Annotated in this window: 24 protein-coding genes; 13 read left to right on the top strand and 11 right to left on the bottom strand. The window is 66.4% G+C overall.

Features of this window, described 5'->3' with window-relative positions:
* Nucleotides 1-28 precede the first annotated feature (28 nt).
* Nucleotides 29-2,308: a hypothetical protein gene (locus ACFOOQ_RS02330; protein WP_379721203.1), complete on the top strand. Its 2,280-nt coding sequence runs from the start codon at nucleotides 29-31 to the stop codon at nucleotides 2,306-2,308.
* A gap of 59 nt (nucleotides 2,309-2,367) precedes the next feature.
* Nucleotides 2,368-3,072, top strand: coding sequence for a hypothetical protein (locus tag ACFOOQ_RS02325; RefSeq protein ID WP_379721201.1), 705 nt, complete (start codon nucleotides 2,368-2,370; stop codon nucleotides 3,070-3,072).
* 15 nt (nucleotides 3,073-3,087) lie between these two features.
* On the opposite strand, the gene ACFOOQ_RS02320 is transcribed toward ACFOOQ_RS02325, so the two are convergent.
* The 4 genes from ACFOOQ_RS02320 to dinB form a co-directional block, all read right to left on the bottom strand.
* Nucleotides 3,088-3,651: a flavin reductase family protein gene (locus ACFOOQ_RS02320; protein WP_379721198.1), complete on the bottom strand. Its 564-nt coding sequence runs from the start codon at nucleotides 3,649-3,651 to the stop codon at nucleotides 3,088-3,090.
* A 79-nt stretch (nucleotides 3,652-3,730) separates the two neighbouring features.
* Nucleotides 3,731-5,422, bottom strand: a complete 1,692-nt coding sequence (locus ACFOOQ_RS02315) for a tetratricopeptide repeat protein (protein ID WP_379721195.1) — start codon at nucleotides 5,420-5,422, stop codon at nucleotides 3,731-3,733.
* A gap of 119 nt (nucleotides 5,423-5,541) precedes the next feature.
* Nucleotides 5,542-6,144 carry a hypothetical protein gene (locus tag ACFOOQ_RS02310; protein WP_379721192.1) on the bottom strand — a complete coding sequence of 201 codons (603 nt, stop codon included), beginning with the start codon at nucleotides 6,142-6,144 and terminating at the stop codon, nucleotides 5,542-5,544.
* Nucleotides 6,145-6,248: 104 nt separating this feature from the next.
* Entirely contained in the window at nucleotides 6,249-7,370 is a 1,122-nt protein-coding gene (gene dinB / locus ACFOOQ_RS02305; RefSeq protein WP_379721189.1) for a DNA polymerase IV, read from the bottom strand.
* Nucleotides 7,371-7,545: 175 nt separating this feature from the next.
* Between dinB and ACFOOQ_RS02300 the strand changes: the two genes are divergently transcribed.
* From ACFOOQ_RS02300 to ACFOOQ_RS02270, 7 genes are read left to right on the top strand one after another with little or no spacing between them, the layout of a single operon-like run.
* On the top strand, nucleotides 7,546-8,007 hold the full coding sequence (locus ACFOOQ_RS02300) for an SUF system Fe-S cluster assembly regulator (RefSeq protein WP_379721186.1): 462 nt from the start codon (nucleotides 7,546-7,548) through the stop codon (nucleotides 8,005-8,007).
* 22 nt (nucleotides 8,008-8,029) lie between these two features.
* On the top strand, nucleotides 8,030-9,490 hold the full coding sequence (gene sufB / locus ACFOOQ_RS02295; protein WP_379721183.1) for a Fe-S cluster assembly protein SufB: 1,461 nt from the start codon (nucleotides 8,030-8,032) through the stop codon (nucleotides 9,488-9,490).
* 24 nt (nucleotides 9,491-9,514) lie between these two features.
* Nucleotides 9,515-10,264, top strand: a complete 750-nt coding sequence (gene sufC, locus ACFOOQ_RS02290; RefSeq protein WP_379721180.1) for a Fe-S cluster assembly ATPase SufC — start codon at nucleotides 9,515-9,517, stop codon at nucleotides 10,262-10,264.
* 11 nt (nucleotides 10,265-10,275) lie between these two features.
* Nucleotides 10,276-11,586 carry a Fe-S cluster assembly protein SufD gene (sufD, locus tag ACFOOQ_RS02285; protein ID WP_379721177.1) on the top strand — a complete coding sequence of 437 codons (1,311 nt, stop codon included), beginning with the start codon at nucleotides 10,276-10,278 and terminating at the stop codon, nucleotides 11,584-11,586.
* Complete coding sequence (locus ACFOOQ_RS02280) at nucleotides 11,583-12,830, top strand: aminotransferase class V-fold PLP-dependent enzyme (protein ID WP_379721174.1); 1,248 nt, start codon at nucleotides 11,583-11,585, stop codon at nucleotides 12,828-12,830. The genes sufD and ACFOOQ_RS02280 overlap by 4 nt, the downstream gene beginning before the upstream one ends.
* Nucleotides 12,830-13,177, top strand: a complete 348-nt coding sequence (locus ACFOOQ_RS02275) for an SUF system Fe-S cluster assembly protein (protein ID WP_379721171.1) — start codon at nucleotides 12,830-12,832, stop codon at nucleotides 13,175-13,177. Before ACFOOQ_RS02280 ends, ACFOOQ_RS02275 begins: the two co-directional genes overlap by 1 nt.
* A gap of 13 nt (nucleotides 13,178-13,190) precedes the next feature.
* Nucleotides 13,191-13,559, top strand: a complete 369-nt coding sequence (locus ACFOOQ_RS02270) for a HesB/IscA family protein (RefSeq protein WP_379721168.1) — start codon at nucleotides 13,191-13,193, stop codon at nucleotides 13,557-13,559.
* A 34-nt stretch (nucleotides 13,560-13,593) separates the two neighbouring features.
* On the opposite strand, the gene ACFOOQ_RS02265 is transcribed toward ACFOOQ_RS02270, so the two are convergent.
* A complete protein-coding gene (locus ACFOOQ_RS02265; protein ID WP_379721165.1) occupies nucleotides 13,594-15,210 on the bottom strand; it encodes a hypothetical protein in 1,617 nt (538 codons plus the stop codon).
* 157 nt (nucleotides 15,211-15,367) lie between these two features.
* Here ACFOOQ_RS02265 and ACFOOQ_RS02260 point away from each other — a divergent pair, with 157 nt between their 5' ends.
* The 3 genes from ACFOOQ_RS02260 to ACFOOQ_RS02250 are packed head-to-tail and all read left to right on the top strand — an operon-like array spanning nucleotide 15,368 to nucleotide 17,381.
* The gene (locus ACFOOQ_RS02260) at nucleotides 15,368-16,078 is read left to right on the top strand and encodes a class I SAM-dependent methyltransferase (protein ID WP_379721162.1); all 711 of its coding nucleotides are present in this window, start codon (nucleotides 15,368-15,370) and stop codon (nucleotides 16,076-16,078) included.
* A complete protein-coding gene (locus ACFOOQ_RS02255) occupies nucleotides 16,075-17,049 on the top strand; it encodes a glycosyltransferase family 2 protein (RefSeq protein WP_379721159.1) in 975 nt (324 codons plus the stop codon). Before ACFOOQ_RS02260 ends, ACFOOQ_RS02255 begins: the two co-directional genes overlap by 4 nt.
* Complete coding sequence (locus ACFOOQ_RS02250) at nucleotides 17,046-17,381, top strand: DMT family transporter (RefSeq protein WP_379721156.1); 336 nt, start codon at nucleotides 17,046-17,048, stop codon at nucleotides 17,379-17,381. The genes ACFOOQ_RS02255 and ACFOOQ_RS02250 overlap by 4 nt, the downstream gene beginning before the upstream one ends.
* 6 nt (nucleotides 17,382-17,387) lie before the next feature.
* On the opposite strand, the gene ACFOOQ_RS02245 is transcribed toward ACFOOQ_RS02250, so the two are convergent.
* Nucleotides 17,388-18,509 carry a DegT/DnrJ/EryC1/StrS family aminotransferase gene (locus ACFOOQ_RS02245; protein ID WP_379721153.1) on the bottom strand — a complete coding sequence of 374 codons (1,122 nt, stop codon included), beginning with the start codon at nucleotides 18,507-18,509 and terminating at the stop codon, nucleotides 17,388-17,390.
* 10 nt (nucleotides 18,510-18,519) lie between these two features.
* Entirely contained in the window at nucleotides 18,520-19,506 is a 987-nt protein-coding gene (locus tag ACFOOQ_RS02240) for an NAD-dependent epimerase/dehydratase family protein (protein ID WP_379721150.1), read from the bottom strand.
* 110 nt (nucleotides 19,507-19,616) lie between these two features.
* Between ACFOOQ_RS02240 and ACFOOQ_RS02235 the strand changes: the two genes are divergently transcribed.
* On the top strand, nucleotides 19,617-20,036 hold the full coding sequence (locus tag ACFOOQ_RS02235; protein ID WP_379721147.1) for a hypothetical protein: 420 nt from the start codon (nucleotides 19,617-19,619) through the stop codon (nucleotides 20,034-20,036).
* 32 nt (nucleotides 20,037-20,068) lie between these two features.
* On the opposite strand, the gene ACFOOQ_RS02230 is transcribed toward ACFOOQ_RS02235, so the two are convergent.
* The 4 genes from ACFOOQ_RS02230 to ugpB all read right to left on the bottom strand — a co-directional run bounded on the left by ACFOOQ_RS02230 (nucleotide 20,069) and on the right by ugpB (nucleotide 24,305).
* A complete protein-coding gene (locus ACFOOQ_RS02230; protein ID WP_379721144.1) occupies nucleotides 20,069-21,157 on the bottom strand; it encodes a sn-glycerol-3-phosphate import ATP-binding protein UgpC in 1,089 nt (362 codons plus the stop codon).
* 2 nt (nucleotides 21,158-21,159) lie between these two features.
* Nucleotides 21,160-22,017, bottom strand: coding sequence for a sn-glycerol-3-phosphate ABC transporter permease UgpE (ugpE, locus tag ACFOOQ_RS02225; protein WP_379721141.1), 858 nt, complete (start codon nucleotides 22,015-22,017; stop codon nucleotides 21,160-21,162).
* Nucleotides 22,017-22,898, bottom strand: coding sequence for a sn-glycerol-3-phosphate ABC transporter permease UgpA (gene ugpA / locus ACFOOQ_RS02220; protein ID WP_379721138.1), 882 nt, complete (start codon nucleotides 22,896-22,898; stop codon nucleotides 22,017-22,019). Before ugpA ends, ugpE begins: the two co-directional genes overlap by 1 nt.
* Nucleotides 22,899-22,964: 66 nt before the next feature.
* Complete coding sequence (ugpB, locus tag ACFOOQ_RS02215) at nucleotides 22,965-24,305, bottom strand: sn-glycerol-3-phosphate ABC transporter substrate-binding protein UgpB (protein WP_379721135.1); 1,341 nt, start codon at nucleotides 24,303-24,305, stop codon at nucleotides 22,965-22,967.
* Nucleotides 24,306-24,383: the final 78 nt, after the last annotated feature.

Genomic DNA, 24,383 nt, shown 5'->3' with positions numbered 1-24,383 from the left:
GTGTTTTCCCGCAAGCCGGAGCCCGCCCATGGCCGAGACCGACACCCGCACAGTCCCCGCCCATGGCCCCGCCCGTGGTCCCGGCAACGGCCGCCATCGCTGGCGGTTTTTCCGGGCCGGCGGCTTCGACCAGGTCCGCATCGAGAGCGGTGCCGACCTCCGGGCGCTCGCCGGGCTGGACGGCGCCGCGTCGGCCGACGGCACCGGCGGGCTCGACCAGAAGCTCTGGCTGGCGCTGGCCTGCCCGGCGCATAGCGTCGAATTCGACCGCCGCACGCTCGCCCTGATCGATGCCGACGGCGACAGGCGCATCCGGGTGCCGGAACTGCTCGGCGCGCTGGGCTGGACCCTCGGCCTGGTCACCGATGCCGATGCGCTGTTCAACGGCCATGCCGCGCTGCCGCTGTCGCTGATCGACGCCAGCGTGCCGGACGGTGCCGCCATTCTGGCATCCGCGAAACGCATCCTCGGCAACCTCGGCCGCAGCGAGGCCGCCGCGATCACGCCGGCCGAGGCCGCCGACCTGCAGGCGATCTTTGCCGGCAGCCGGCTCAACGGCGACGGCATCGTGCCGCCCGAGGCCGCGGCGGATGCCGAGACGGCCGCAGTGATGCGCCAGATCGTCGACCTCGCCGGCAGCCGGCCCGACCGCGGCGGCCTCGCCGGCATCGGCCAGGCCGAATGCGACAGCTTCTTCGCCGCGCTCGACGCCTATGCCGCCTGGATGGACGAGGCCGAGAAGGATGCCGCGCTGCTGCCGCTGGGCGAGGCCTCGCTGCCGGCGCTGACCGCGTTGCAGGCGGTGAAGGCCAAGATCGAGGATTATTTCTTCCGCTGCCGGCTTGCCGCCTTCGATCCGGTGGCCGCCGCCGCGCTGAATGCCGATGCGGCAGCCTTCGCCGCCATCGCCGGTGCCGACCTCTCGGCCGGCCCGGACTCGATGGGGCGTGCGCCGGTCGCCGGTTTCCCGCTCGCCCGTGTCGAGGCCGGCCGCGCCCTGCCGCTGGCGACGCCGGGCGGCGTCAATCCCGCCTGGGCCGAGGCGATGGCGCGCTTCCGCGATGCCGTCGTCATGCCGCTGCTGGGGCCGCGCGAGGCGCTGACCGAGGCCGACTGGCAGGCGATCGGCGCCAGACTGGCGCCCTGCATCGCCTGGCAGGGTCGCAAGGCCGGCGCGCTGGTCGAGGCACTCGGCATCGACCGCATCCGTGCCATCCGCGCCGGCACCAGCCGCGCCGCGATCACCGCGCTGATCGCCGAGGATGCGGCGCTGGCACCGGAGTTTGAATCGGTCGCCGCGGTCGAAAAGCTCGCCCGCTTCGTGCGCGACCTGGTGCCGTTGCTCAACAACTTCGTCTCGTTCCGCGATTTCTACACGCGCCGCGCCCGCGCCATCTTCCAGATCGGCACGCTCTACATCGACGGCCGCTCCTGCGACCTCTGCGTCCAGGTCGACGATGTCGCCAAGCATGCGGCGATGGCGACCAACAGCCGCATCTACCTGCTGTACTGCGACTGCACCCGCAAGGGCAGCGCCGAGAAGCTGACGATTGCCGCCGGCATCACCGGCGGCGATGCCGACCTGCTGTCGGTCGGCCGCCACGGCATTTTCTACGACCGCCAGGGCAACGACTGGGATGCCGTGGTCACCCGCATCGTCAGCCATCCGATCTCGATCCGCGAAGCCTTCTGGATGCCGTTCAGGAAAGTCGGCAAGTTCATCGGCGACCAGATCGAGAAATTCGCCGCCGCGCGCGGCAAGGCGACCGAAACGCAGATGACCTCGCAGCTCGTCGCCACCGGCGCGGCCGCCGCCACCGGCACGCCGCCGCCCGAGGCCAAGCCGGCGCCGCCAGCCTTCGACGCCGGTCGCTTCGCCGGCATTTTCGCCGCCATCGGGCTTGCACTGGGCGCCATCGGCACGGCGCTGGCCTCGGTGGTCACCGGGCTCCTGAACCTGAGCTGGTGGCAGATTCCGCTCGCCATCGTCGGGGTCATCCTGCTGGTATCGGGGCCGTCGATGGTGATCGCGGCGATGAAGCTGCGCGAACGCAACCTCGGCCCGATCCTCGATGCCAATGGCTGGGCGGTGAATGCCCGGGCGCGCATCAACATCCCGTTCGGCGCCAGCCTGACCCAGGTCGCCAGACTGCCGCCCGGTGCCGAGCGGGCACTGACCGACCCTTACGCCGAACGGCGCCAGCCCTGGCTGCTCTATGGCGTGCTGGTCCTGCTGGTCGCGCTGCTCTGGCTGGCCTGGCATTTCGGCTGGGTGGCCCTGCTGGCCGGCCGCATCTTCGGCGGTTAACCAAGACAAACGGGGGAAATCCTGTATCGTGGGGCCGGTGGGACGGGTAGGATAGGGGTATGAGACTGCAGCCGCGCTTCTTCGCGCCGATCGGCACGCTTCGCCATGCCGCCCGCCTGAACTTCCTGACCCAGGATGTGCGGGCGGCCGGCACGGTGCTGGGCTTTTTCGGCGCCGCCGCGGCGCTCGGCGCCCAGCCGGCCGACCTTGTGCTGATGGTGGTGCGGCGCCAGAGCCCGGCCGACCTGCACCGCCAGGTGGTGCTGGTGTTCCAGAAGGACCCGGGTTTCGCCGACGGCCTTGCCAGGCTCTATCGCGCGCGGCGCCGGCCGATCGGTTTCGAGGGCGAGCAGCGCTGGTGCGCCATCCCCGAGCCGTCCTTCCTCGCCGACGAGACCTTCGCGCTGCTGGCGGCGCGGTTCCCGACCCTGCTGCTGATCGAGGAAATGCCCGGCGAGACCCATCGCATCGAGGTGCATGCGTCATCGGGCTTCCGCGAGCTGCCGAAGCTGCTGCTGGCGCCGCTGCCGGGCAAGGCTGCGACGGCACCGGCTGCAAAGCCGCGTCCGGCCGCCACCGTCACGCCGCTGCCGCCGCGTCCGGCGGTGCGCCCGGTCTCCTACGGTGCGCCGCCGTCGCCAGCCCGCGTGCTGCCGCTGCGGCCGCGCCGGCTGAAAAGTACGGTGAAGCTGAACGAGCGCACCGAGCGCCAGGTGGTGGACGAATTCCGCCGCCTGCTCAAGGCCGTGTCGCTGTATTCCTGATCAGCTGTCCCCGGGTCAGCTATCCTGGTCGGGCCCGGGGCCGCAGGCATCGATCGGACCACCTTCAATCCGCGCTGTGCCCATGTAGCAGCCATCCTGGTAGACCAGTGGGTCGACATCGGCGCGGCTGATCGCGCCGGTCACCCGGCCGATGCAGATCGAATGGGTGCCATAGGCGTGGATTGCCTCGATCTCGCAGAAGATATTCGCCTGGGCGCCGTCGAGATAGGGCACGCCGGCGGCATCGCTCAGCCAGCTGCCCTCGGCGAAACGGGTTTCGCCTTCCATGGCGCCGCTGAACACTTCCGACAGCCGCTGCTGGCTGCGATGCAGCAGGTTGATGCAGAACAGCTGGCCGAGATGGAGCTGGGCATGCAGGGCGGCCGAGCGGTTGACGCAGGCCAGCACCGCCGGCGGATCGGCCGAGACCGAGGTCACCGCCGTCGCCGTCATGCCGTGGCGGATGCCGTCATCGGCGCGCGTCGAGATCACCGTCACAGTGGCGGCCAGCCGGCGCATGGCGGCGCGGAAGGCGGCGTCGAGCGGGATTGCGGCGGGATTGCGGGATGCGTCTGTCATACAAAAAATGCCTGTCCGGCGGCGCAGGATGGTCGGATTTCGTCCCGGCTGCAACCGCCAGCCGGATTTCAGGCCGGTCTCAGGCGGCCGCCGGCACCAGGCGGCGCAGTTCACCTGCGGCCTGCAGTGCCGGGGTGAACCAGTCGCCGTCGACGCTCTGGCGCAGCAGATGCAGGGTCGGATACCACGGCGTGGTCTCGCCGTCACGGCCCCAGTACCAGTGCGGCGAAATACCCTTGTGCAGCATCACCCAGGTCGGCTTGCCGAGCGCGCCGGCCATATGCGCCGTGGTGTTGCTGGTGGTGATCACCATGTCCATGGCGGCGACCTGGGCGGCGAAACCGTCGAGATCCTGCATCTGGTCGATCTCGGTGTCATACAGCAGGTCGACGCCGTGGGCGGCCTTGAGCGCGGCGCGATCTTCGGCGCGATTGCCGTATTGCAGGTCGACGAAGCGGAAACCGGGCAGGGTCAGGAAGGGCGACAGCGCGGTGAGGCTCGCGCTCTTCGGCGCGCCGATCTCGCGGTTGCCGCTGTACCAGGCGACGCCGACCAGCGGCATATCCTGGCCCTGGCGATAGCGCGCGCGCAGCGCGGCGGTGCGCGCCTCGTCGACGCGCAGCGGCAGGGCGCCGGTGCAATCCTCGGGCCGATGGCGGAACACGGCGGCAAGGTCGAACAGGCTGGCCTGCACGACAAGGTCGGCCTCGAACAGCCGCGGATTGGCCGGCGTTTCGCGCGCCAGCACCTCGATGCCGGCAAAGCTGCGGCGGAACAGCGGCACCAGGCGCGGCTCGACTTCCATCACCGGGGTGATGCCGCGGGCCAGCAGTTCGGGAACCAGGCTGGTCAGGGCGAGAATCTCGCCGACGCCCTGTTCGGTGAACAGCAGCATCCTGCCGCCGGGCGGAATCGCCTCGCCCTGCCAGAACGGCAGGGTGAAGGGGCGCTTGTCGGTCGCCATGGTCTCGACGGTCCAGCGTGCGCCGAAATGCGGCCAGGCGGCGCTGTAGTCACCCTTTATCATCAGCGCGGCGCCATAGCGCAGATGCGCCTCGCCATGGCCGGGCTTCAGCCGGCAGGCCTGGCCGTACCAGCGCAGCATCTCGTCGAACTCGCCGCGGCCGCGCGCCAGGTCGCCCATCGCGATCTGCGTCTCGATCATGCCGGGGTCGAGGCGGATCGCCGCGGCAAAGGCCATTTCGGCCTCTGCCATGTCGCCAAGGCTGCTCAGCGTCAGGCCGAGATTCTGGTGGAAGATCGCAATATTGGGGTTCAGCGCGATGGCGCGCCGCAGCGGCTCGAGCGCGCTGGTAAACGCCCGCATGTCCATCATCGCCGCGGCGGTGTTGTTGTGCGCTTCGGCATAGTCGGGCTGCAGCTCGACCGCCATCTGGCAGGCGGCGATCGCCTCGGCCGGGCGTTTCAGGTCGCGCAGGGCATTGCCGCGGTTGTTGTGGGCGGCGGCGTATTTGGGCGCGAGTGCGATGGCGCGGTCGAAATGCGGCAGGGCGGCGGCCGCATCGCCGCTCATGCGCAGCAGTTCGCCGAGGTTGTTGTGGTAGAGCGGGTTGTCGGGAAAGGTCGCGATGGCCTGCTGCAGGGCAGCGAGCGCCGCGGCGACTTTGCCGGCGCGGTGCAGGTCGAGGGCCTGGTCGTTCAGCCGGTTGGCTTCCAGCAGGGCGGCGCGGCGCGCGGGGTCCATCGCCGGCTGCCCCGGCACCGCCTTGGCGGCCATTTTTTCCTGTGCCCGTCGCTGCTTGCGGTTCATGCCGGTGCCGTCTCCTCATGCCGGCCGGCCCTGCATAGGCCATCCCCCCTTAAAGGGGGGTAAACCGGCAGCGGGACAAGGGCAGAAAAGTCCCGCCGCCGGGCCCATCTATTTCCGGATCACATGGGTGGGACAACGCCATCCCGGCCGACCAGCACGGCGACCGCTTCCTGCGGGCCGCCGCTGCCCTGTGGCGCGATGACGATGGCATGGGCGCCGGCTTTCAGCAGGCTGCGGTCGGCCGGGGCCACCGCCACGATCGGCACGGACTTCGGCACCATCACCTTCTGCTCGCCGCCCTTGTATTTCACCGTCATGGTGCGGCCGCTGGTGCCGACCAGGTCGCCGACGGCGCCGTTGGTCATGGTGCTGCCCGGCGCGAGGTCCCAGGCGTAATGGCCATCGCCGACGCCGCGCATGGCGGGATCGAAGACCGAGACTTCCAGCGCCACCTGACTGCCATCGGCCTGCGGGATGGCGGCGGTGCCGATATAGCTGTCGGGCTTGATGTCGCCCATCGTTGCGCGGCTGATGCCGATCACATGGGTCTTGTCGGTCAGCGCGACGGTGACGGTCCTGCCGTCGCCGGTGGTAATGGCGAGCGTGCCGTCACTGACCTGCTGGATCGTGCCGCGCAGGCGGGTGGTCGTGCTCTGGGCCATGGCCACGCCGCTGAGCAGCGAAAGCCCGAGAGCGAACGCCGTGAAAAGCTGTTTCTTCATGTCTGCACCTGGGGAAAGAGAGAAGGGGCGGGTACGCCGTTTCTACATAGGGATGGGTGGGCCAGCGCCAATCCGTCGGCGGATCACGCCTCCGTGAACGCCGGCTAGAGCAGCAGGCGAAGCTGCGGCGCGGCTTCGTCGGCTTGCGTTTCCTGCCGGCTTTCCAGTCCCGACAGGGTCACGCCGAGCAATCGGATGCCCTTGCGCACCGGGAAGACGCCGGCCAGCAGATCCTGTGTGGTGCCGGCCAGTTCGGCCGCCGAAGCGACCGGCTGCGCGGTGCTGCGACTGCGGGTGATCTGCCGGAAATCGGCGAATTTCACCTTCAGCGTGACGGTGCGGCCGCGAATGCCCGACGCCTCGCAATAGGACCAGATCTTGCCGATGATCGGCTGCAGCTCCGCCCAGGCGGCATCGACATCATGCAGGTCGGCACCAAAGGTATTCTCGGCGCCGACGGACTTGCGGATGCGGTCGGGCCGCACCGGGCGCTCGTCGATGCCGCGCGAAATCCAGTAATAGAAAGTGCCCGACTTGCCGAAATGCCGGCGCAGGAAATCGAGGTCGCGCTCGCGCAGGTCGCTGCCGGTCGCGATGCCGAGGCCCTGCATCTTCGCCGCCGTGGCCGGGCCGATGCCGTGGAATTTGCCGACCGGCAGGCCGGCGACGAAATCGGCCCCCATGCGTGGCGTGATCACGAACTGGCCATTCGGCTTGTTCTCGTCGGACGCAAGCTTGGCGAGGAACTTGTTGTAGGAGATGCCGGCCGAGGCGGTCAGGCCGGTGGCGTCGCGAATCCTGGCGCGGATTTCCTCGGCGATGATGGAGGCCGACGGCATGCCCTTCAGGTTTTCGGTGACGTCGAGATAGGCTTCGTCCAACGACAGCGGCTCGATCAGCGGGGTGTATTCGGCGAAAATCTCGCGGATCTGCCGCGACACCGCCTTATAGACGTCGAAGCGCGGCTTGACGAAGACCAGCTCCGGGCATTTGCGCAGCGCCGTCACCGAGGCCATCGCCGAGCGCACCCCGAAGGTCCGCGCCTCGTAACTGGCGGCCGCCACCACGCCGCGCTCGCGGGCACCGCCGACCGCCACCGGCCGGCCACGCAGGTCGGGATTGTCGCGCTGTTCGACCGAGGCATAGAAGGCATCCATGTCGACATGGATGATCTTGCGCGGTGACGGCGCTTCTGGCTGGGGGCTGGTTTCGGCGGGCTCGGACATGGCGAACGGGTCGGTTGTATGTCTGCTTACCATATTCCTGTTTTGTTCGAAATGGTTGATGGGGTTGACATCCGCCGTCCGGAAATCATCTTGCAATCCAGACCAGATTGGTCTTATTTGCCGCCGCCGGGCCCGAAGATTCGGGTCGGGCGTGAAATTGCGAAGGATTTGCAGGATGTTGCGCCTCAGTCGCCTGGCTGACTACGGCGTCATGGTGATGGCCCATGTGGCCGCCGATCCCGATGGCGCCCATAACGCTGCCGATACCGCGGCGGCCACCGGCCTGCCCGGACCGACAGTCGCCAAGATCATGGCGCGGCTGGCCAAGGGCGGCCTGCTCGCCTCGCAGCGTGGCGCCCGCGGCGGCTATCGCCTGGCGCAGCCGGCCGCGGTGACCACGGTGGCGGCCATCATCACCGCGCTCGACGGTCCGATCGCCCTGACCCAATGCTCGACCAGCGGGCCGAGCGCCTGTGACCGGGAAAATCTCTGCGTCTCCCGGCGTGGCATCAACCGCATCAACACGGCGATCCGCGGCGCGCTGGAAGGCGTGACGCTCGCCGAGCTGGCGCAGCCCTACGATTTCTTCGCCCCCCTGCCGCCGCGCACTGTCAGCGCGGTCGTGTCCAACAGCTAGAGTCCAGAGGACAGGTCGCCCCATGCCTGCCAATGCTGAAACCATCGAAACCGTCCGCAATCTCGGCGGCGAATACAAATACGGCTTCGTCACCGACATCGAATCCGACATCCTGCCCAAGGGCCTGAGCGAGGACACCGTCCGCTTCATCTCGGGCAAGAAGGGCGAGCCGGAATGGATGCTGGAGTGGCGGCTGAAGGCCTTTCGCACCTGGCTGAAGATGGAGCGCGAGAAGGGCGAGCCGGGCTGGGCCAAGATCAGCCATCCGCCGATCGACTTCCAGGACATCCATTACTATTCGGCGCCGAAGAAGAAGACGCTGAAAAGCCTCGACGAGGTCGATCCGGACCTGCTGGCGACCTACGAGAAACTCGGCATCCCGCTGAAGGAACGCGAGATTCTTGCCGGCGTTGCCGTCGATGCCGTGTTCGACAGCGTCTCGGTGGCGACCACCTTCAAGGACAAGCTGAAGGATCTCGGCATCATCTTTTGTTCGATGTCGGAAGCCGTGCGCGAGCATCCGGAACTGGTGCAGAAGTATCTCGGCTCGGTGGTGCCGGTGGCTGACAATTTCTATGCCACGCTCAATTCGGCGGTCTTCTCCGACGGCTCTTTCGTTTATGTGCCGCCCGGCGTGCGCTGCCCGATGGAGCTCAGCACCTATTTCCGCATCAACGAGGCCAAGACCGGCCAGTTCGAACGCACGCTCATCGTGGTCGACAAGGGCGCCTATGTCTCCTACCTCGAAGGCTGCACCGCGCCGATGCGCGACGAGAACCAGCTGCATGCCGCGGTGGTCGAGCTGGTCGCCATGGAAGACGCCGAAATCCGTTACGCCACCGTGCAGAACTGGTATCCGGGCGACAAGAATGGCAAGGGCGGCATCTACAATTTCGTCACCAAGCGCGGCGCCTGCCGCGGCGCCCGGGCCAAGATTTCCTGGACCCAGGTCGAAACCGGCTCGGCGATCACCTGGAAGTATCCGTCGGTGATCCTGCAGGGCGATGACAGCGTCGGCGAGTTCTACTCGGTGGCGGTGACCAACAATGCCCAGCAGGCCGATACCGGCACCAAGATGATCCATCTCGGCAAGAACACCAAGTCGACCATCATCTCGAAGGGCATCTCGGCCGGCCGTGCGCAGAACACCTATCGCGGCCTGGTCCGGGTGCTGCCCGGCGCCACCGGCGCGCGCAACTATTCGCAGTGCGACAGCCTGCTTATCGGCGACCGCTGCGGCGGCCATACCGTGCCCTATATCGAGGTGAAGAACCGCACGGCCAAGGTCGAGCACGAGGCCACCACCTCGCGGATTTCCGACGACCAGCTGTTCTACTGCCGCCAGCGCGGCCTGTCCGCCGAGGATGCGGTGTCGACCATCGTCAACGGCTTCTGCAAGGACGTGCTGCAGAAGCTGCCCATGGAATTCGCCGTCGAGGCCCAGAAGCTGCTGGGTGTCAGCCTCGAAGGCTCGGTCGGTTAAGACGAAGAATCAGGATCAGCCCCCATGCTTGAGATCAAGAACCTCCACGCCACCGTTGACGGCAAGGAAATCCTGCACGGCATCGACCTCGTCATCAAACCGGGCGAGGTGCATGCCATCATGGGCCCGAACGGTTCGGGCAAGTCGACGCTGTCCTACGTGCTGTCGGGCCGTGAGGGCTATGACGTCACCGCTGGCTCCGTCACCTTCAACGGCCAGGACCTGCTGGCGCTGGAAACCGAAGAGCGCGCCCGCGAGGGCATGTTCCTCGCCTTCCAGTATCCGGTCGAGATTCCCGGCGTCGCCAACGCAACCTTCCTGCGCTCGGCGGTCAATGCGGTGCGCAAGCATCGCGGGCTGGCCGACATGGATGCCATGACCTTCCTCAAGACCGCCAAGGCCAAGATGAAGCAGCTGCAGATGGACGAGAAGTTCCTGCAACGCGCCGTCAACGTCGGCTTCTCGGGTGGCGAGAAGAAGCGCAACGAGGTGTTCCAGATGCTGCTGCTGGAACCCACGCTGGCGATCCTCGACGAGACCGATTCCGGCCTCGACATCGACGCACTGAAGGTTGTCGCCGAGGGTGTCAACGCCCTGCGCAGCCCGGAGCGTTCGGCGCTGGTGATCACCCATTACCAGCGGCTGCTCGACTACATCGTGCCCGACGTGGTGCATGTGCTGGCCGGTGGCCGCATCATCAAGACCGGCGGCAAGGAACTGGCGCTCGAACTCGAGGCCAAGGGCTATGCCGACATCGTGGCGGCAGCGGCCTGAGGGTGAACGCCATGTCAGCCCAACCGCTCACCGAAACGCTCGCGGCCGCCTGGGAAGCGACCGCCGGCAGCCTGCCTGGCGCCGACCGCCCCGAGGTGATGGCGCGTCGCCGCGCGGCCCTGGACTCCTTCCGTAGCCACGGCCTGCCGACCCAGAAGCTGGAAACCTGGAAGTTCACCGGCCTGACCGCGCTGGAGCGCCAGCAATGGGTGCTGCCTGCCAATGACGGTGCAGCGGATGCGCAGCGTCTGGCCGCCGCCGCCCTCGCGGGCGATGCCAGCTATCGCCTTGTTTTCGTCAACGGCCGCTTCGATGCCGCCGCCTCGCGGCTGCAGGGCCTGCCGGACGGCGTGCGGCTGCTGCCGCTCAGCCAGGCCGGTGGCGAACTTGCAGTCACGCTGGCCTCGGCCGGCGATGGCCGCGCCGCGAGCCTCGGCGAACTGAATGCCGCGCTGGCCAGCGATGGCCTGCTGCTTGATGTCGCCAATGGCGTCGTGCTGGAGAAACCGGTCGAGATCGTCGCCTTCGGGGCCCCGGCGCTGGTCAACCTGCGCCATGCCATCCGCATCGGTCGCGGCACCCGCGCCACCATTGTCGAAAGCTATCGCGACGGCGGCACGGCGACGGCGGCCGGCTGGACCAATGTGTTCAGCCGCATCGCCGTCGAAGAGGGCGCGCAGCTTACCCACATCCGCCTGCAGGACGAGGCGGCGGGCATCTATCATGCGGCGCTCGGCCAGGTGACGGTGGCCGGCGATGCGCGCTACGCCCATGTCTCGATACAGGCCGGCGGCGCCGTGGCGCGTCACGAACTGCAGATCGACTATACCGGCCGCAATGCCGAGGTCGACGTGCAGGGTCTGGTGCTGGCGCGCGGCACCAGCCATATCGACCATACCCTGCAGCTGCATCACGCCGAACCCGGCTGCAACAGCAACCAGCTGTTCAAGCATGTGGTGGACGATCGCGGCCATGCGGTCTTCCAGGGCGGCATCCGGGTGGCGCCTGATGCCCAGAAGACCGATGCGCGCCAGCTCAGCCGCACGCTGCTGCTGGCCGACCGGGCGCAGATCGACACCAAGCCGGAACTGGAAATCCTTGCCGACGACGTGAAATGTAGCCACGGCGCCTCCATCGGCGATCTCGATGCCCAGCATCTGTTCTACATGGGAGCGCGCGGCATCGGTCCCGACGAGGCCCGTCGCCTGCTGCTGGCCGGCTTTGCTGCCGAGATCGTCGAGGCGGTGCCGGAGGGCGCGCTGCGCGACCATGTCGAGGCCTTCGTCACCGGCTGGCTGGCGCAGACGGGAGGTGCGGCATGAGCGCGCTGCCCAAGGCCAAGCCGGCGCCGTTCGACATCGAGCGCATCCGCGCCGATTTCCCGATCCTGTCGCAGACAGTGCACGGCAAGCCGCTCGCCTTCCTCGACAGCGGCGCCAGCGCCCAGAAGCCGCGCGTGGTGATCGACACCATGTCGCGGATGTACGAGCAGAGCTATGCCAACGTGCATCGTGGCATCTATCACCTCAGCCAGGTGTCGACCGACATCTACGAGAAGGCGCGCGAGACCGTGGCGGCCTTCATCGGTACGCCGGACAGCCGCGAGATCGTTTTCGTGCGCAATGCCACCGAGGCGATCAACCTGGTGGCCTACAGCTGGGGCGAAAAGTTCCTGCAGCCGGGCGACGAGGTGCTGATCTCCCATATGGAGCATCACGCCAATATCGTGCCGTGGCAGCTGCTGCGCGACCGCCGCGGCATCGTGCTCAAGGTCGCCCCGGTCAACGACCGCGGCGAGCTGATCTGGGACGACTTCGTCGCCCTGATCGGGCCAAGGACCAAGCTGGTCGCCATCACCCATGTCTCGAACACGCTGGGCACCATCGTGCCGGTCGCCGACGTGATCCGGGTCGCCCATGAAAAGGGCGCCCTGGCGCTGATCGACGGCAGCCAGGCGGTACAGCACATGCCGGTCGACGTGAAGGCGCTGGATGCCGATTTCTACGTGTTTACCGGCCACAAGCTGTATGGCCCGACCGGCATCGGTGTGCTCTACGCCAAGGCGGCGCTGCTGGAGGCGATGCCGCCCTGGCAGGGCGGCGGCGACATGATCCTGTCGGTCACCTTCGAGAAGACCGAATACAACGACATCCCGCACAAGTTCGAGGCCGGCACCCCGGCCTTCGTCGAGGCCGCCGGCCTCGCCGCCGCCATCGACTACGTGCAGGGCATCGGACTTGAAGCGATTGGCGCCCATGAGCATGACCTGCTGCTCTACGCGACCGAAAATCTGAAGGCGATCAATAGCTTGCAGATCATCGGCGAGGCCGAGGACAAGGCCGGGGTGATTTCTTTTGTGATGGGGGGTATTCACCCCCACGATATCGGCACCATTCTTGACCGGGAGGGCGTTGCCGTCCGCGTCGGCCAGCATTGCGCCCATCCGCTGATGGAGCGGTTCGGCGTGCCGGCGACGGTGCGGGCCTCTTTCGGTCTTTACAACACCCGGGCGGATATCGATGCCCTCTGCGCCGGGCTGCAGCGTGTCAGGGAGATTTTCGGCTGATGTCGGCGACAGGTGCAGAGAAACAGGCGGCTCCGGCCAGCCCGGAAGCGCTCCGCGACGAGGTTGTGGAGCAGCTGAAGACCGTCTTTGACCCGGAAATCCCGGTTAACATTTACGAACTCGGCCTTATATACAATGTCGAGGTCAACGAGGCGCGCGATGTCCGGGTCGAGATGACCCTGACCTCGCCGAACTGCCCCGCCGCCCAGTCGATGCCGGCCGAGGTCGAATACAAGACCCGGTCGCTGGACGGGGTGGGCGAGGTGACCGTCGAGGTGGTGTGGGATCCGCCATGGTCGACGGAGCATATGTCCGAAGCCGCAAGGCTCGAACTGGGAATGATGTAAGGACGCAAAGACCATGGTTGCAACCGAGACTGCCGCGGCCCCGCGGCCCGCCTTCAAGCCGGTGACGCTCACCGACGCGGCGGCGGCGCGCATCCGCGACCTGATCGAACGGGCCGACAAGCCGATCGTCGGCCTGCGCATCGGCATCAAGACCAAGGGCTGCTCGGGGATGTCCTACGACATCGAATATGCCGAGGAGAAGGGCAAGTTCGACGAGCTGGTCGAGGACAAGGGCGTCACCGTGCTGATCGAGCCGAAGGCGCAGATGTATATCTTCGGCACCGAGATCGACTGGGTGGAAGACAAGCTGCAATCCGGCTTCGTGTTCCGCAATCCCAACGAAAAGGGCCGCTGCGGCTGCGGCGAGAGCTTCCACGTCTGATAAACGTGGATGAGCCCGCTCAGGGCCTGCCTGTTCAGGGCTCGTCGGCCTTCGGCGGCGGTGTCTTGTCCTTGATGCGCCGGCGATAGATCGTGTAGCGCTCGAAATCCATGATCTTGTCGTAATCCTCGAGCCGCTTGGCAAACAGCGGATTGCGCGAGAAATACTCCAGATAATCGAAGGTCTCGCCCTGGCAGCGCGGAATGCCGGGCACGTTGTCGACGATCAGCAGCGACGGCTTCATCCGGTTGAAGTCTTCCGGCACGCGGCGGAACACGAAGGCCTCGGCCGGGCTCATGTTGTCCGGCGGATTGTACAGCGGCGCGAGGTCGTGGCATTCCGCATAGGCGCCCTGGATCAGCCACATGCTCTCGAAGGGCATGGTCATGCGCATGTTCAGGTAGTTCAGCATCGGGAAATGCGGATAGATGCCGGGCGACAGGATCAGGATGCGGTTGTTGCGCGCCTCCTGCTTGACGATCTGCATCAGCCGCTGCAGTTCCGAGCCGTTATAGTCGAGCTGCTTGTAGAACGGCCGGCTGTGCAGGCCCTCCTGGTAAAAGACCAGGATCATCAGTGCGGCGGCGAACAGCCGCGCCGGCCGGGCATCGCCGCGCCGCGGCCAGACCACATGATCCATCACATGGGCGATGATCACGCCGGCCAGCAGCAGGGTGAAGGCCTGGGCCGGCAGTGCATGATACGGCCAGCCCTTGTGCTGGCCGTAGGCCGAGATCAGGCCGCCGACGCCGGCCATGAAGATGACCCGCGCCAGATGCGAGCGGACGGCGAAGAAGGCGGCGAGGCCGAGCAGCGGCAGCACGGCGGTCGGCGGGCCGAGATTGGCGCTCAGCGCCAAGTCGATCATGCTCCAGTTGCTGACCTCGCTGTAGAAGGCGGTGGCGATCGGCCAGACCACGGTGAAATATTCCGGGGTGACGATCACTGCGAACAGCGCGTGGGCGATGCAGACGCCGAGGATCGACCACGGCGCCGGGTCGGCAACGCTGCGGCGCAGGCCGCGCTGCGACAGCACGTAGAGTTCGACCAGCAGCGGGATGCCGAGAAAATACGGCTTCATGGCGAAGCCGACGCCGGCCATCAGGCCGGTGGCGATCTTCAGCCGCAGGGTCAGGGCCTCGCCGTCGGCGCGGCCGCCGGCAACCAGCAGGTAGGGCATGCTGAGCACCAGCATGATGTGTTCGCGCTGGGTGAAGGTGCCGCCCGGAAACACGATCAGCAGGAACAGCAGCAGCAGCGGCAGCAGGGCATCGGCGGTGGCATGGGCCGGGTCGAGGCTGGCCGCCAGCACCCAGCGGCAGGTCATGAACGAGGCAGCGATCCCCAGGCCCAGCAGGGCGACCAGCATGGTGGTGCCGGGCAGGCCGGTCAGCTTGGCCAGCACCTCGGGCAGCAGGTGCACCACGAAGACCAGCGGCGTGTTGATGTCGATCTCGTTGACAAACAGCCGGCCACCGTTCAGCCATTGTTTGGAGATATACAGCAGCACCGCCGTGTCGTGGTTAATCGGCGGGAAGAAGTAGCCGATGATCCAGGCGGCACAGACAACCAGCACGAACCCGTACAGCACGCGGGACCAGTCGAAGCGGCGCTGGGTGGCCGCGGGTTCGGCCTGGACGGACTGGTTCATGACACGGGACTGGTTGTTCGCAGGGGCGGCTGCGGGGCGTGACGGATATGGTTCCGGCGGTACTGGCGGAACCACGGCTGCCCTTGGTAAATCATTGGTGGTTGCGGAAATCAATCGGAAACCTGTCACACCTATGGAACGGTCGGAATATCGCCGCATGGCAGCGCTGGAAGGAACCATGTGGTGGTTCCGCGCCCTGCATGCCCGCCTGCTGGACCAGGTCAGTCGCGCCGGGCTGGCGCCGGGCCAGGCCGTGCTGGATGCCGGTTGCGGGACCGGCGGGTTGCTCTCCCGTCTGGTTGCAGCCCGGCCCGACCTGGCGCTCGCCGGGCTGGAATACGACGCCGAGGCGGCGGCGGTCGCGCAGGCGAAGACCGGCCTGCCGGTGATCACCGGATCGGTGCATGCCATGCCGTTTGCCGACGCCAGTTTCGCCGCCATCATCAGTGCCGACGTGCTGTGCCATGCCGGCGTCGAGCCGGGACAGGCGCTGGCCGAGTTTTATCGCTGCCTGCGGCCCGGCGGCCTGCTGGTGCTGAATCTGCCGGCCTATCAGTGGATGGCCTCGGCCCATGACGCCCATGTCCAGAATGCCCGCCGCTACACCGCGGGCGCGGCGCGGCGCATGGTGCAGGCGGCCGGTTTCGCCACGGTCACTGCCGGCTATTGGAACAGCCTGCTGTTTCCGCTAATGCTGCTGCACCGGCTGGTCGCCGGTCACGGCAGGGCGGGCAGCGATGTGCAGGCCTTTCCGCCGTGGCAGGACCGGCTGTTTTTCACCGCGACCGCGGTCGAAGGCCGGCTGGCCCGCGCAGGGCTGGCACTGCCGTTCGGCGGGTCGGTCTGGATACGGGCAAGGAAGCCATGAACGAGTCAGCCTTCGCGCTGTCGATTGTCGTGCCGGTCTATAACGGCGCCACCAGCGTGCCGGTTCTGGTCGAGGCGCTGGCCCGGCTGCAGGTGCCCGGCGGCCTCGAGGTCGTGCTGGTCAACGACAACAGCCCGGACAATTCGCTCGATGTCTGCCGTGACCTGTGCCGGCGCAACGAGGTGGCGCTGACCGTGGTCAACCTGGCGCGGAACTTCGGTGAGCATAATGCGGTGATGGCCGGCCTCAGCCAGGCCCGCGGCGCCTATGTCATCACCATGGACGACGACCTGCAGAACCCGCCGGAAGAAGTCGTCCGGCTGTGGCGCTATGCCAGCGAGCATGCCTTCGACGTCGTCTATACGTATTACGCCGAGAAGAAGCATGCGCTGTGGCGCAATCTCGGCAGCCGCTTCACCAACTGGTGTGCCGACCACCTGCTCGACAAGCCGAAAGGCCTGTATCTGTCCAGTTTCCGCTGCATGAGCGCCTTTGCCGCCAAGGCGATCCTCGACCATGCGGGACCGTTCCCCTATGTCGACGGGCTGCTGATGCAGGTGACGCAGAATATCGGGCGACTGCAGGTCGACCATCTGCCGCGCGCCGAGGGGCGCAGCAACTACACGATCCGCCGGCTGGTGCGGCTGTTCCTGTCGATGTTCCTGAACTTCTCGGTCATGCCGCTGCGGATCGGCACCCTGGTCGGCTTCCTGATGGCCGGGCTCGGCATCCTCGTGTTCCTGATCGTCCTGCTCGAGGCGCTGCGCGGTGGCACGCCGCAGGGCTATGCCTCGCTGATGGGCGCCGTGCTGCTGCTGGCCGGCGTGCAGCTGATCATGCTCGGCCTGGTCGGCGAGTATCTCGGCCGGCTGTTCCTGACCATCAACCGCAAGCCGCAATTCGTGGTGCGTGACGTGCAGCGCAACCCGCGCGCCGCGCTGGCGTCCGCGGAGCAGGAGGATGCCGTATGACGATTTTCTATGTCGCGCTTGGCATCGGCATCCTGCTCGGCGTGGTCGGGCAGGTGCTGCTGAAGGCGGGTGCCCATGGCGACACGCTGCTGCAGCAGTTCTTCAGTGTGTCGTCTATTGCCGGTCTCGCACTCTATTTCGCTGCCGCGCTGTGCTACATGTACGCGCTGCGGCGCATCCCGGTCTCGGTGGCTTTCCCGAGCGTCTCGCTGTCCTACGTGCTGGTGGCGTTTCTCGGCGTCTGGCTCTATGGCGAGGCGATGAGCCTGCCGAAGCTGGCTGGCATCCTGCTGGTCTGCGGCGGCGTCTTCCTGATCACCCGCTCGGCCTGAGCCGTCTCAGCCCCAGATCCGCCGCACCGCGGCGATCACCGCGGCGACATCCGCATCCGCGAGCTGCGGGAACATCGGCAGGCTGAGAATGCTGCCGGCCGCCGCTTCCGTGCGCGGCAGGCCGCCGGGGCCCAGCACGATCCTGCCCTTGTAGGCCGGCTGCAGATGCACCGGCACCGGATAATGCACCAGCGTGCCGATGCCGGCTTCGCGCAGGGCGGCCTGCAGGGCGTCGCGGCGGGCGCCGGCGTCGATGACATACTGGTGCCAGGCCGGCACGGCGCCGTCACGGACGGCGGGCAGGGCAAGGCCGGCCAGGCCGGCGAGGCCCTCGGTATAGCGGGCGGCAACCGCCTGCCGGCGCGCAGTGTCGTGGTCGAGGCTGGTCAGCTTGGTGCGCAGGATCGCCGCCTGCAGCGGATCGAGGCGGCTGTTCATGCCGGCAATGTCGCTGATATAGCGCTGGCGCCAGCCGTATTCACGCAAGGCCCGCATGATTTCGGCCAGTGCGTCGTCGTCGGTGGTGATGATGCCGCCATCGCCGATGGCACCGAGATTCTTGGTCGGATACAGGCTGTAGGCCGCGACCTTGCCCCAGCGGCCGACCATGCGGCCGCCGAGCATCGCGCCATGGGCCTGGGAATTGTCTTCCAGCACCGCGAGGCCGTGGCGGTCGGCGATCGCCTGCAGGGCCGGCATCGCCGCCGGCTGGCCATAGAGGTGCACCGGAATGAGCGCCTTGGCTTTTGGTGCCTCGGCCGGCCAGTTCGCCAGCAGGGCCTCCAGCCGCTCAGGATCGAGCGTCCAGTAGTGGTCGACATCGACCAGCACCGGCGTTGCGCCGGTCAGCTCGATGGCGGCCACGGTGGCAACGGCAGTATGGGACACCGTGATGACGGCATCGCCGGGGCCGACGCCGAGGCCGCGGAGTGCAACGATCAGGGCATCGGTGCCGCTGGCCACCGCCACCGCATGGCGGCTGCCGCTCCAGGCGGCAAACTCGGCCTCGAAAGCGGCAACCTCTTCGCCGCCGACATACCAGCCGCTGTCGAGCACGCGCCGGATCGCCGCGTCGATCGCCGGCTTCTGTTCCAGGTAGGTCGCTTTCGGATTGGTCTGCGGGATCATGCTGCGGAGCTCACAGATAATGCGCGGCATTGCCGCGATAGTACGAGACGGTGCGGGCGAGGCCATCGGTCAGCGTGGTGGCCGGTTGCCAGCCGGTCGCGGCACGGAAAGCCGTATCGTCGCTGTAATAGTCGCCGATGTCGATCTTCTTGCGCTCTGCCGGGAATTCCTTACGCTCATACCGACCGCTGCCGGAACCGCGCACCAGCAGTTCGGCGAGGTCGAGCAGGGTCAGCGGCGGGCAGCCGCCGACATTGAAGGCCTGGCCGATGGTGGCGTCGCTGCCGGCGGTCAGCAGCAGGGCATCGATCAGGTCGTCGACATAGGTGAAGTCGCGGCGCTGCTCGCCGCCCCAGACCTCGAAGGCGGTGTCCTGCACCACATGGCGGATCCACACGCCGAGGAAGGTCTGCTTGGCATCGCGGATGCGCATGCGCGGACCGAACACGTTGGTCAGCCGCAGCGCGGTGGTGCGCAGACCGTAAATACGGGCATACAGCAGGTGGTAGGTTTCGGCGGCGAACTTGTGGATGCCGTTGATGTCCGGCGGCACGATCGGGTGCGCCTCGTTCACCGGCAGATAGCGCGGCGGGCCATAGAACTGACGGGTCGAGCTGAACACCAGCCGTGTCTGCGGATTGCGGCGGCGCACCAGCTCCAGGAAGCGCAGGTTGGCCTCCTGGTTGAGCCGCAGGTCTTCCAGCGGCTGCTGCATGGAATCCATATGCGAGGTCTGGCCGGCGAGGTTGAAGATCACGGCGGCCTGGCCGACCGCCGCGTCGATCGCGCCCTCGGCGCCGATATCGGCCTCGATCAGGGTGATCCGATCCTCGGCTTCCGCGAGGTTGAAGGGATTGGCGCCATATTGCGCCAGCATGCGGTCGACCACGGTCACCGCGGCGCCAAGCCCGACCAGCCGGTGCACCAGGTTCGATCCAATGAAACCGGCGCCGCCGGTCACGATAACGGGAAGGCCGCGCCACTGAATGCTGGGCATGCTGAAATCCGGGGTCCAGAGGGGAAACCGGCGCGGACTATGCCCTGAAATACGTGCTTTTGTAAGGGACAGCCGTTGCGGGAGGCGCCGAAGGAAGGCATTTTAACCGGATGGAACTGTCTGCCGGATCAATCCGTTTGGCACAGGCTGTGGGCCTGCTGTGCCTGCTTGCGGCATGCAGCGGCGCGGGTCCTGAACCGTATACCCTGGCCAACTGGAAGCCCGGGGAAGAAAGCCAGTATGCCGTGGCCTCCCTGGCGCCACAGAAGGGGCCAAACGGCAAGCCGACCTTGTCGGTCTGCTACAGCAAGGCGCTCAATTCGGTCGAGGACATCCGCCGGCTGGTAACCAGGAACTGCACCAATCCAGGGCTGATGGAAAACAAGCTGGACCTGTATGCCTGCTCGGCGACATCGCCGATCCGGGCCACCTTCAGCTGCGACGGCTTGAGCCGGGAAGCTGCCGAGGCGCGCCCGAATCTCGGGCCGTCCAGTACCTTCACCGGGTCGTTTAATCTCGGATCGGATTAGCCGCGCGGCGAGGGGCTTCCGGGCGGCCTGCTTCAGGGGCTGCCGGCTGCGATGCGCAGGCCGCTTTCGCGATCAAACAAATGCGTCGATGCCATGTCCACCATCATGCCGGGACGAGACCGGTCGTGAAAGCCGGCATTGCTGGGCACGCGGGCCACGATCTCCTCGCCGGCGATCCGCCCGTGCAGCAGGGTGTCCGCCCCCAGCTCCTCGGCGACATCCACCAGCAGTTCCAGCTGCGGTGTCTCGCCCGGCCGGGCCAGACGGAGCTGTTCGGGGCGCAGGCCGAGCAGGTAATCGCCGGCCGGCATCGACCATGCCGCCGGTGCCGCCAGTCGGGCGCCATCCTGCAGGATGAGCTGCAGGGCCCCGGCATTGCCCTCGACGCGGCAGGCGATGAAATTCATCGCGGGTGACCCGATGAAGCCGCCGACGTAGGTGGTGGCCGGGCGGTTGTAAACGTCCTGCGGGGTGCCGATCTGGTCGGCGCGGCCCTGGTTCATCACCACCAACCGGTCGGCCAGCGTCATCGCCTCGACCTGGTCGTGGGTGACGTAGATCGAGGTCACGCCGAGCTGCTGGTGCAGCCGCTTGATCTCGAGGCGCATCTGCACGCGCAGCTTGGCATCCAGGTTGGACAGCGGTTCGTCGAACAGGAACACGCTGGGTTCGCGCACGATGGCCCGGCCCATGGCGACGCGCTGGCGCTGGCCGCCCGACAGTTCGCGCGGCCGGCGCTGCAGATAGGGCTGCAGCTGCAGGATTTCGGCGGCGCGTTGCACGCGCTGCTCGATCTCGGCCTTGCTCTTGCCGCGGATGCGCAGGCCGTAGGACATGTTCTCGTAGACGCTCATATGCGGATAGAGCGCGTAATTCTGGAACACCATGGCGATGTCGCGATCGGCCGGCTCGATCTGGTTGACCACGCGGTCGCCGATCGACACGGTGCCCTCGGTGATCGCCTCGAGACCGGCGATCATGCGCAGCAGGGTCGACTTGCCGCAACCCGACGGACCGACGATGACGATGAACTCGCCGTCCGCGATTTCCATGTCGATGCCATGGATCGCCCTGACCGGCCCGTAATTTTTCTTGACGCCCTGCAGCGTAACTTTTGCCATGACTATTTTTCCGTCTCTACAAGGCCTTTGACGAACCAGCGCTGCATCAGCACCACGACCAGAATCGGCGGCAGCAGGGCTAGCACGGCGGTCGACATGATGATCGGCCATTCGTAGGCCGCCTCCGGCGCCAGCATCATGCGGCCAAGCGCCAGCACGATGGTCTGATAGCGAACGTCCGTCGATACCATCAGCGGCCAGAGATACTGGTTCCAGCCGTAGATGAACAGGATGACGAACAGGGCCGCGATGTTGGTGCGGCTGAGCGGGATCAGGATGTCCCACAGGAAACGCAACGGCCCGGCGCCGTCGATGCGGGCGGCCTCGATCATTTCGTCCGGTACCGTCATGAAGAACTGGCGGAAGAAGAAGGTCGCCGTTGCCGAAGCGATCAGCGGCAGCACCAGGCCGCCGTAACTGTCGAGCATGCCCAGGTCGGCGACGATCTTGTAGGTCGGCAGGATGCGCACCTCGACCGGCAGCATCAGGGTGATAAAAATCATCCAGAAGAAGAACATCCGCAGCGGGAAGCGGAAATAGACGATAGCAAAGGCCGACAGCAGCGAGATGGCGATCTTGCCGATGGCGATGGCCAGCGACATGATGATGCTGTTCACCATCAGCATCAGGGCCGGCGAACTGCCGCCCGCCATGACGTTTTCCGGCCCGTTGAACAGGGCGGCGGCCAGATTGTGGAACAGCAGGTCGCCGGGCAGCAGCGGCATCGGCGCCTGCATCACGTCCTGCAGGGTATGCGAGGCCGCGACGACCGCCAGGTAGATCGGAAAGACGACGATGGCGATCGATACCAGCATGATCGCGTGGCTGAAAAAATCGGCGACGGGGCGGCGTTCGATCATCAGTAATGCACCCGGCGCTCGATGTAGCGGAACTGCATGACGGTCAGCACGATCACGATGGCCATCAGGATCGCCGACTGGGCCGCCGATCCGCCCAGGTCCTGGGCCTCGAAGCCGTCATACCAGACCTTGTAGACCAGGATTTCGGTCGCCTTGGCCGGGCCGCCGCGAGTGGTGGCATGGATGACGCCGAAGGTCTCGAAGAAGGCGTAGGTCATGTTGACGACGATCAGGAAGAACAGGGTCGGCGTCAGCAGCGGCAGGATGATGGTCCAGAAGCGGCGCGTCGGGCTGGCGCCGTCGATGGCCGCCGCCTCGATCAGCGATTTCGGGATCGACTGCAGGCCGGCCAGGAAGAACAGGAAATTGTAGGAGATCTGCTTCCAGGTTGCCGCCAGAACGACGACGATCATCGCCTGGGTGCCGTTGAGCAGGTAGTTCCAGTCCACGCCGATGCGGGCGAGGAAATAGGCCAGCACGCCGGGACCGGGCAGGAAGATGAAGCCCCAGAGCGCGCCAGCGACGGCCGGGGCCACCGCGTATGGCCAGATGATCAGGGACTTGTAGGCGGTGGCGCCGCGCACGATGCGGTCGGCGGTCACTGCCAGCAGCAGTGACAGGCCGAGGCCGAGGCCGGCCACCAGAACACTGAAGATCGCCGTGGTGATGATTGAATGCAGGTAATATTCGTCGGTCAGCACGATCTGGAAATTTTCCAGGCCGACGAAATGCGACACCGTGCCGAAGGCGTCCTCGCGCAGCAGCGACTGGATGATCACCTGGCTGGCCGGCCAGATGAAGAAGATCAGGGTGATGGCGATCTGCGGGGCGACCAGCAGATAGGGCAGGACCCTGTTATTGAAGACGACTCGTTTTTCCATATCGCGCCATAGAAGAAGCCCGCATCCGGCAAGTCAAGATGCGGGCTTCCCCCCTGTTACAGCAGATTAACGCTTGTTGTCGCGCTCGAACTGGCGCAGCAGCTTGTTGCCGCGTTCGACGGCGGTATCAAGTGCTTCCTTGGCGGTCTTCTTGCCCGCCCAGACGCCCTCGAGCTCCTCGTCGATCGCATCGCGGATCTGCACGAAGTTGCCGAGCCGCAGGCCCTTCGAATTCTCGGTCGGGGTATGCAGGGTCATCTGCTTGACCGAGGTGTCGGTGCCCGGATTGGCGGCATAGAAACCCGACACCTTGGTCAGCTCGTAGGCCGCCGGGGTGATCGGCAGGTAGCCGCTGTTCTTGTGCCACCAGCTCTGGGTCTCAGGCGCCGAGAGATAATCGAAGAACGCCGCGGCGCCCTTGTATTCGGCCGCGCTGTGCTTCGCCAGCACCCACAGGGAGGCACCGCCGATGATCGAATTCTGCGGCGCGCCCTTCACATCGGCATAATACGGCAGCATGCCAATGCCCCAGTTGAACTTGGCCTGGGTCTTGACTGTGGCGTAACCGGCCGAGCTCTGCATGAAGATGGCGCATTCGCCCGAGACGAACTTGGCCGCAGACTCATCCTTGCGGCCGCCATAGACGAACAGGCCTTCCTTGGCCCATTTGGCAAGGTTGCCGATATGGCGGACCTGCAGCGGACCGTTGAAGACCAGCTGGGTGTCGATGCCGCCAAAGCCATTCGACTTGGTGGCGAACGGCACGTTGTGCAGGGCCGAGAAATTCTCGAGCTGCACCCAGCTCTGCCAGCCGGTGGTCAGCGGGCAGGCAACGCCCGAAGCCTTCAGCTTCGGCAGGGCGACGGCCATCTCTTCCCAGGTCTTGGGCGGATTCTCGGGATCAAGACCGGCTTTCTTGAACGCGTCCTTGTTGTAGTACATGACCGGGGTCGACGAGTTGAACGGGAAGGACAGCATCTGGCCGTCCGTCGTCGTGTAGTAGCCGGTCACCGACTGGATGTAGGTAGCCGGGTCGAACTTGTAGCCGGCATCGTGCATCACCTTGTAGACCGGAACGATGGCGCCCTTGGCGGCCATCATGGTCGCGGTGCCGACCTCGAAGACCTGCACGATGGTCGGGCCCTTGCCGGCCCGGTAGGCGGCCATGGCGGCGGTCAGGGTCTCGGAGTAGTTGCCCTTGTTGACGGCAACCACCGTGTACTTGTCCTGACCTTTGTTGAAGTTGTCGGCGATTTCCTTGACCAGCTCGCCCAGGCGGCCGCCCATCGCGTGCCACCACTGGATTTCGGTCCGGTCGGCCGCGAGTGCCCCGCTGGACACCGCGCAAACGGCCGAAGCGGCCAGCATCGCGAGCGCGGTGCGCGCGAGTTTCCCTGTCGATTTCATATTGCTGTCTCCAATGCTAAAGAATCCACCCGAGTCGTGGAGAGCGACTTTTTTATGGTTCGTATGACGACAGTCATG

Origin of the sequence: Ferrovibrio xuzhouensis (genome assembly GCF_042648965.1) — a bacterium.
In the GTDB taxonomy this organism is placed as follows: Bacteria; Pseudomonadota; Alphaproteobacteria; order Ferrovibrionales; family Ferrovibrionaceae; genus Ferrovibrio; species Ferrovibrio xuzhouensis.
Note: the sequence above shows the minus strand (reverse complement) of the source record. Positions and strands in the feature narration are given on the sequence as shown.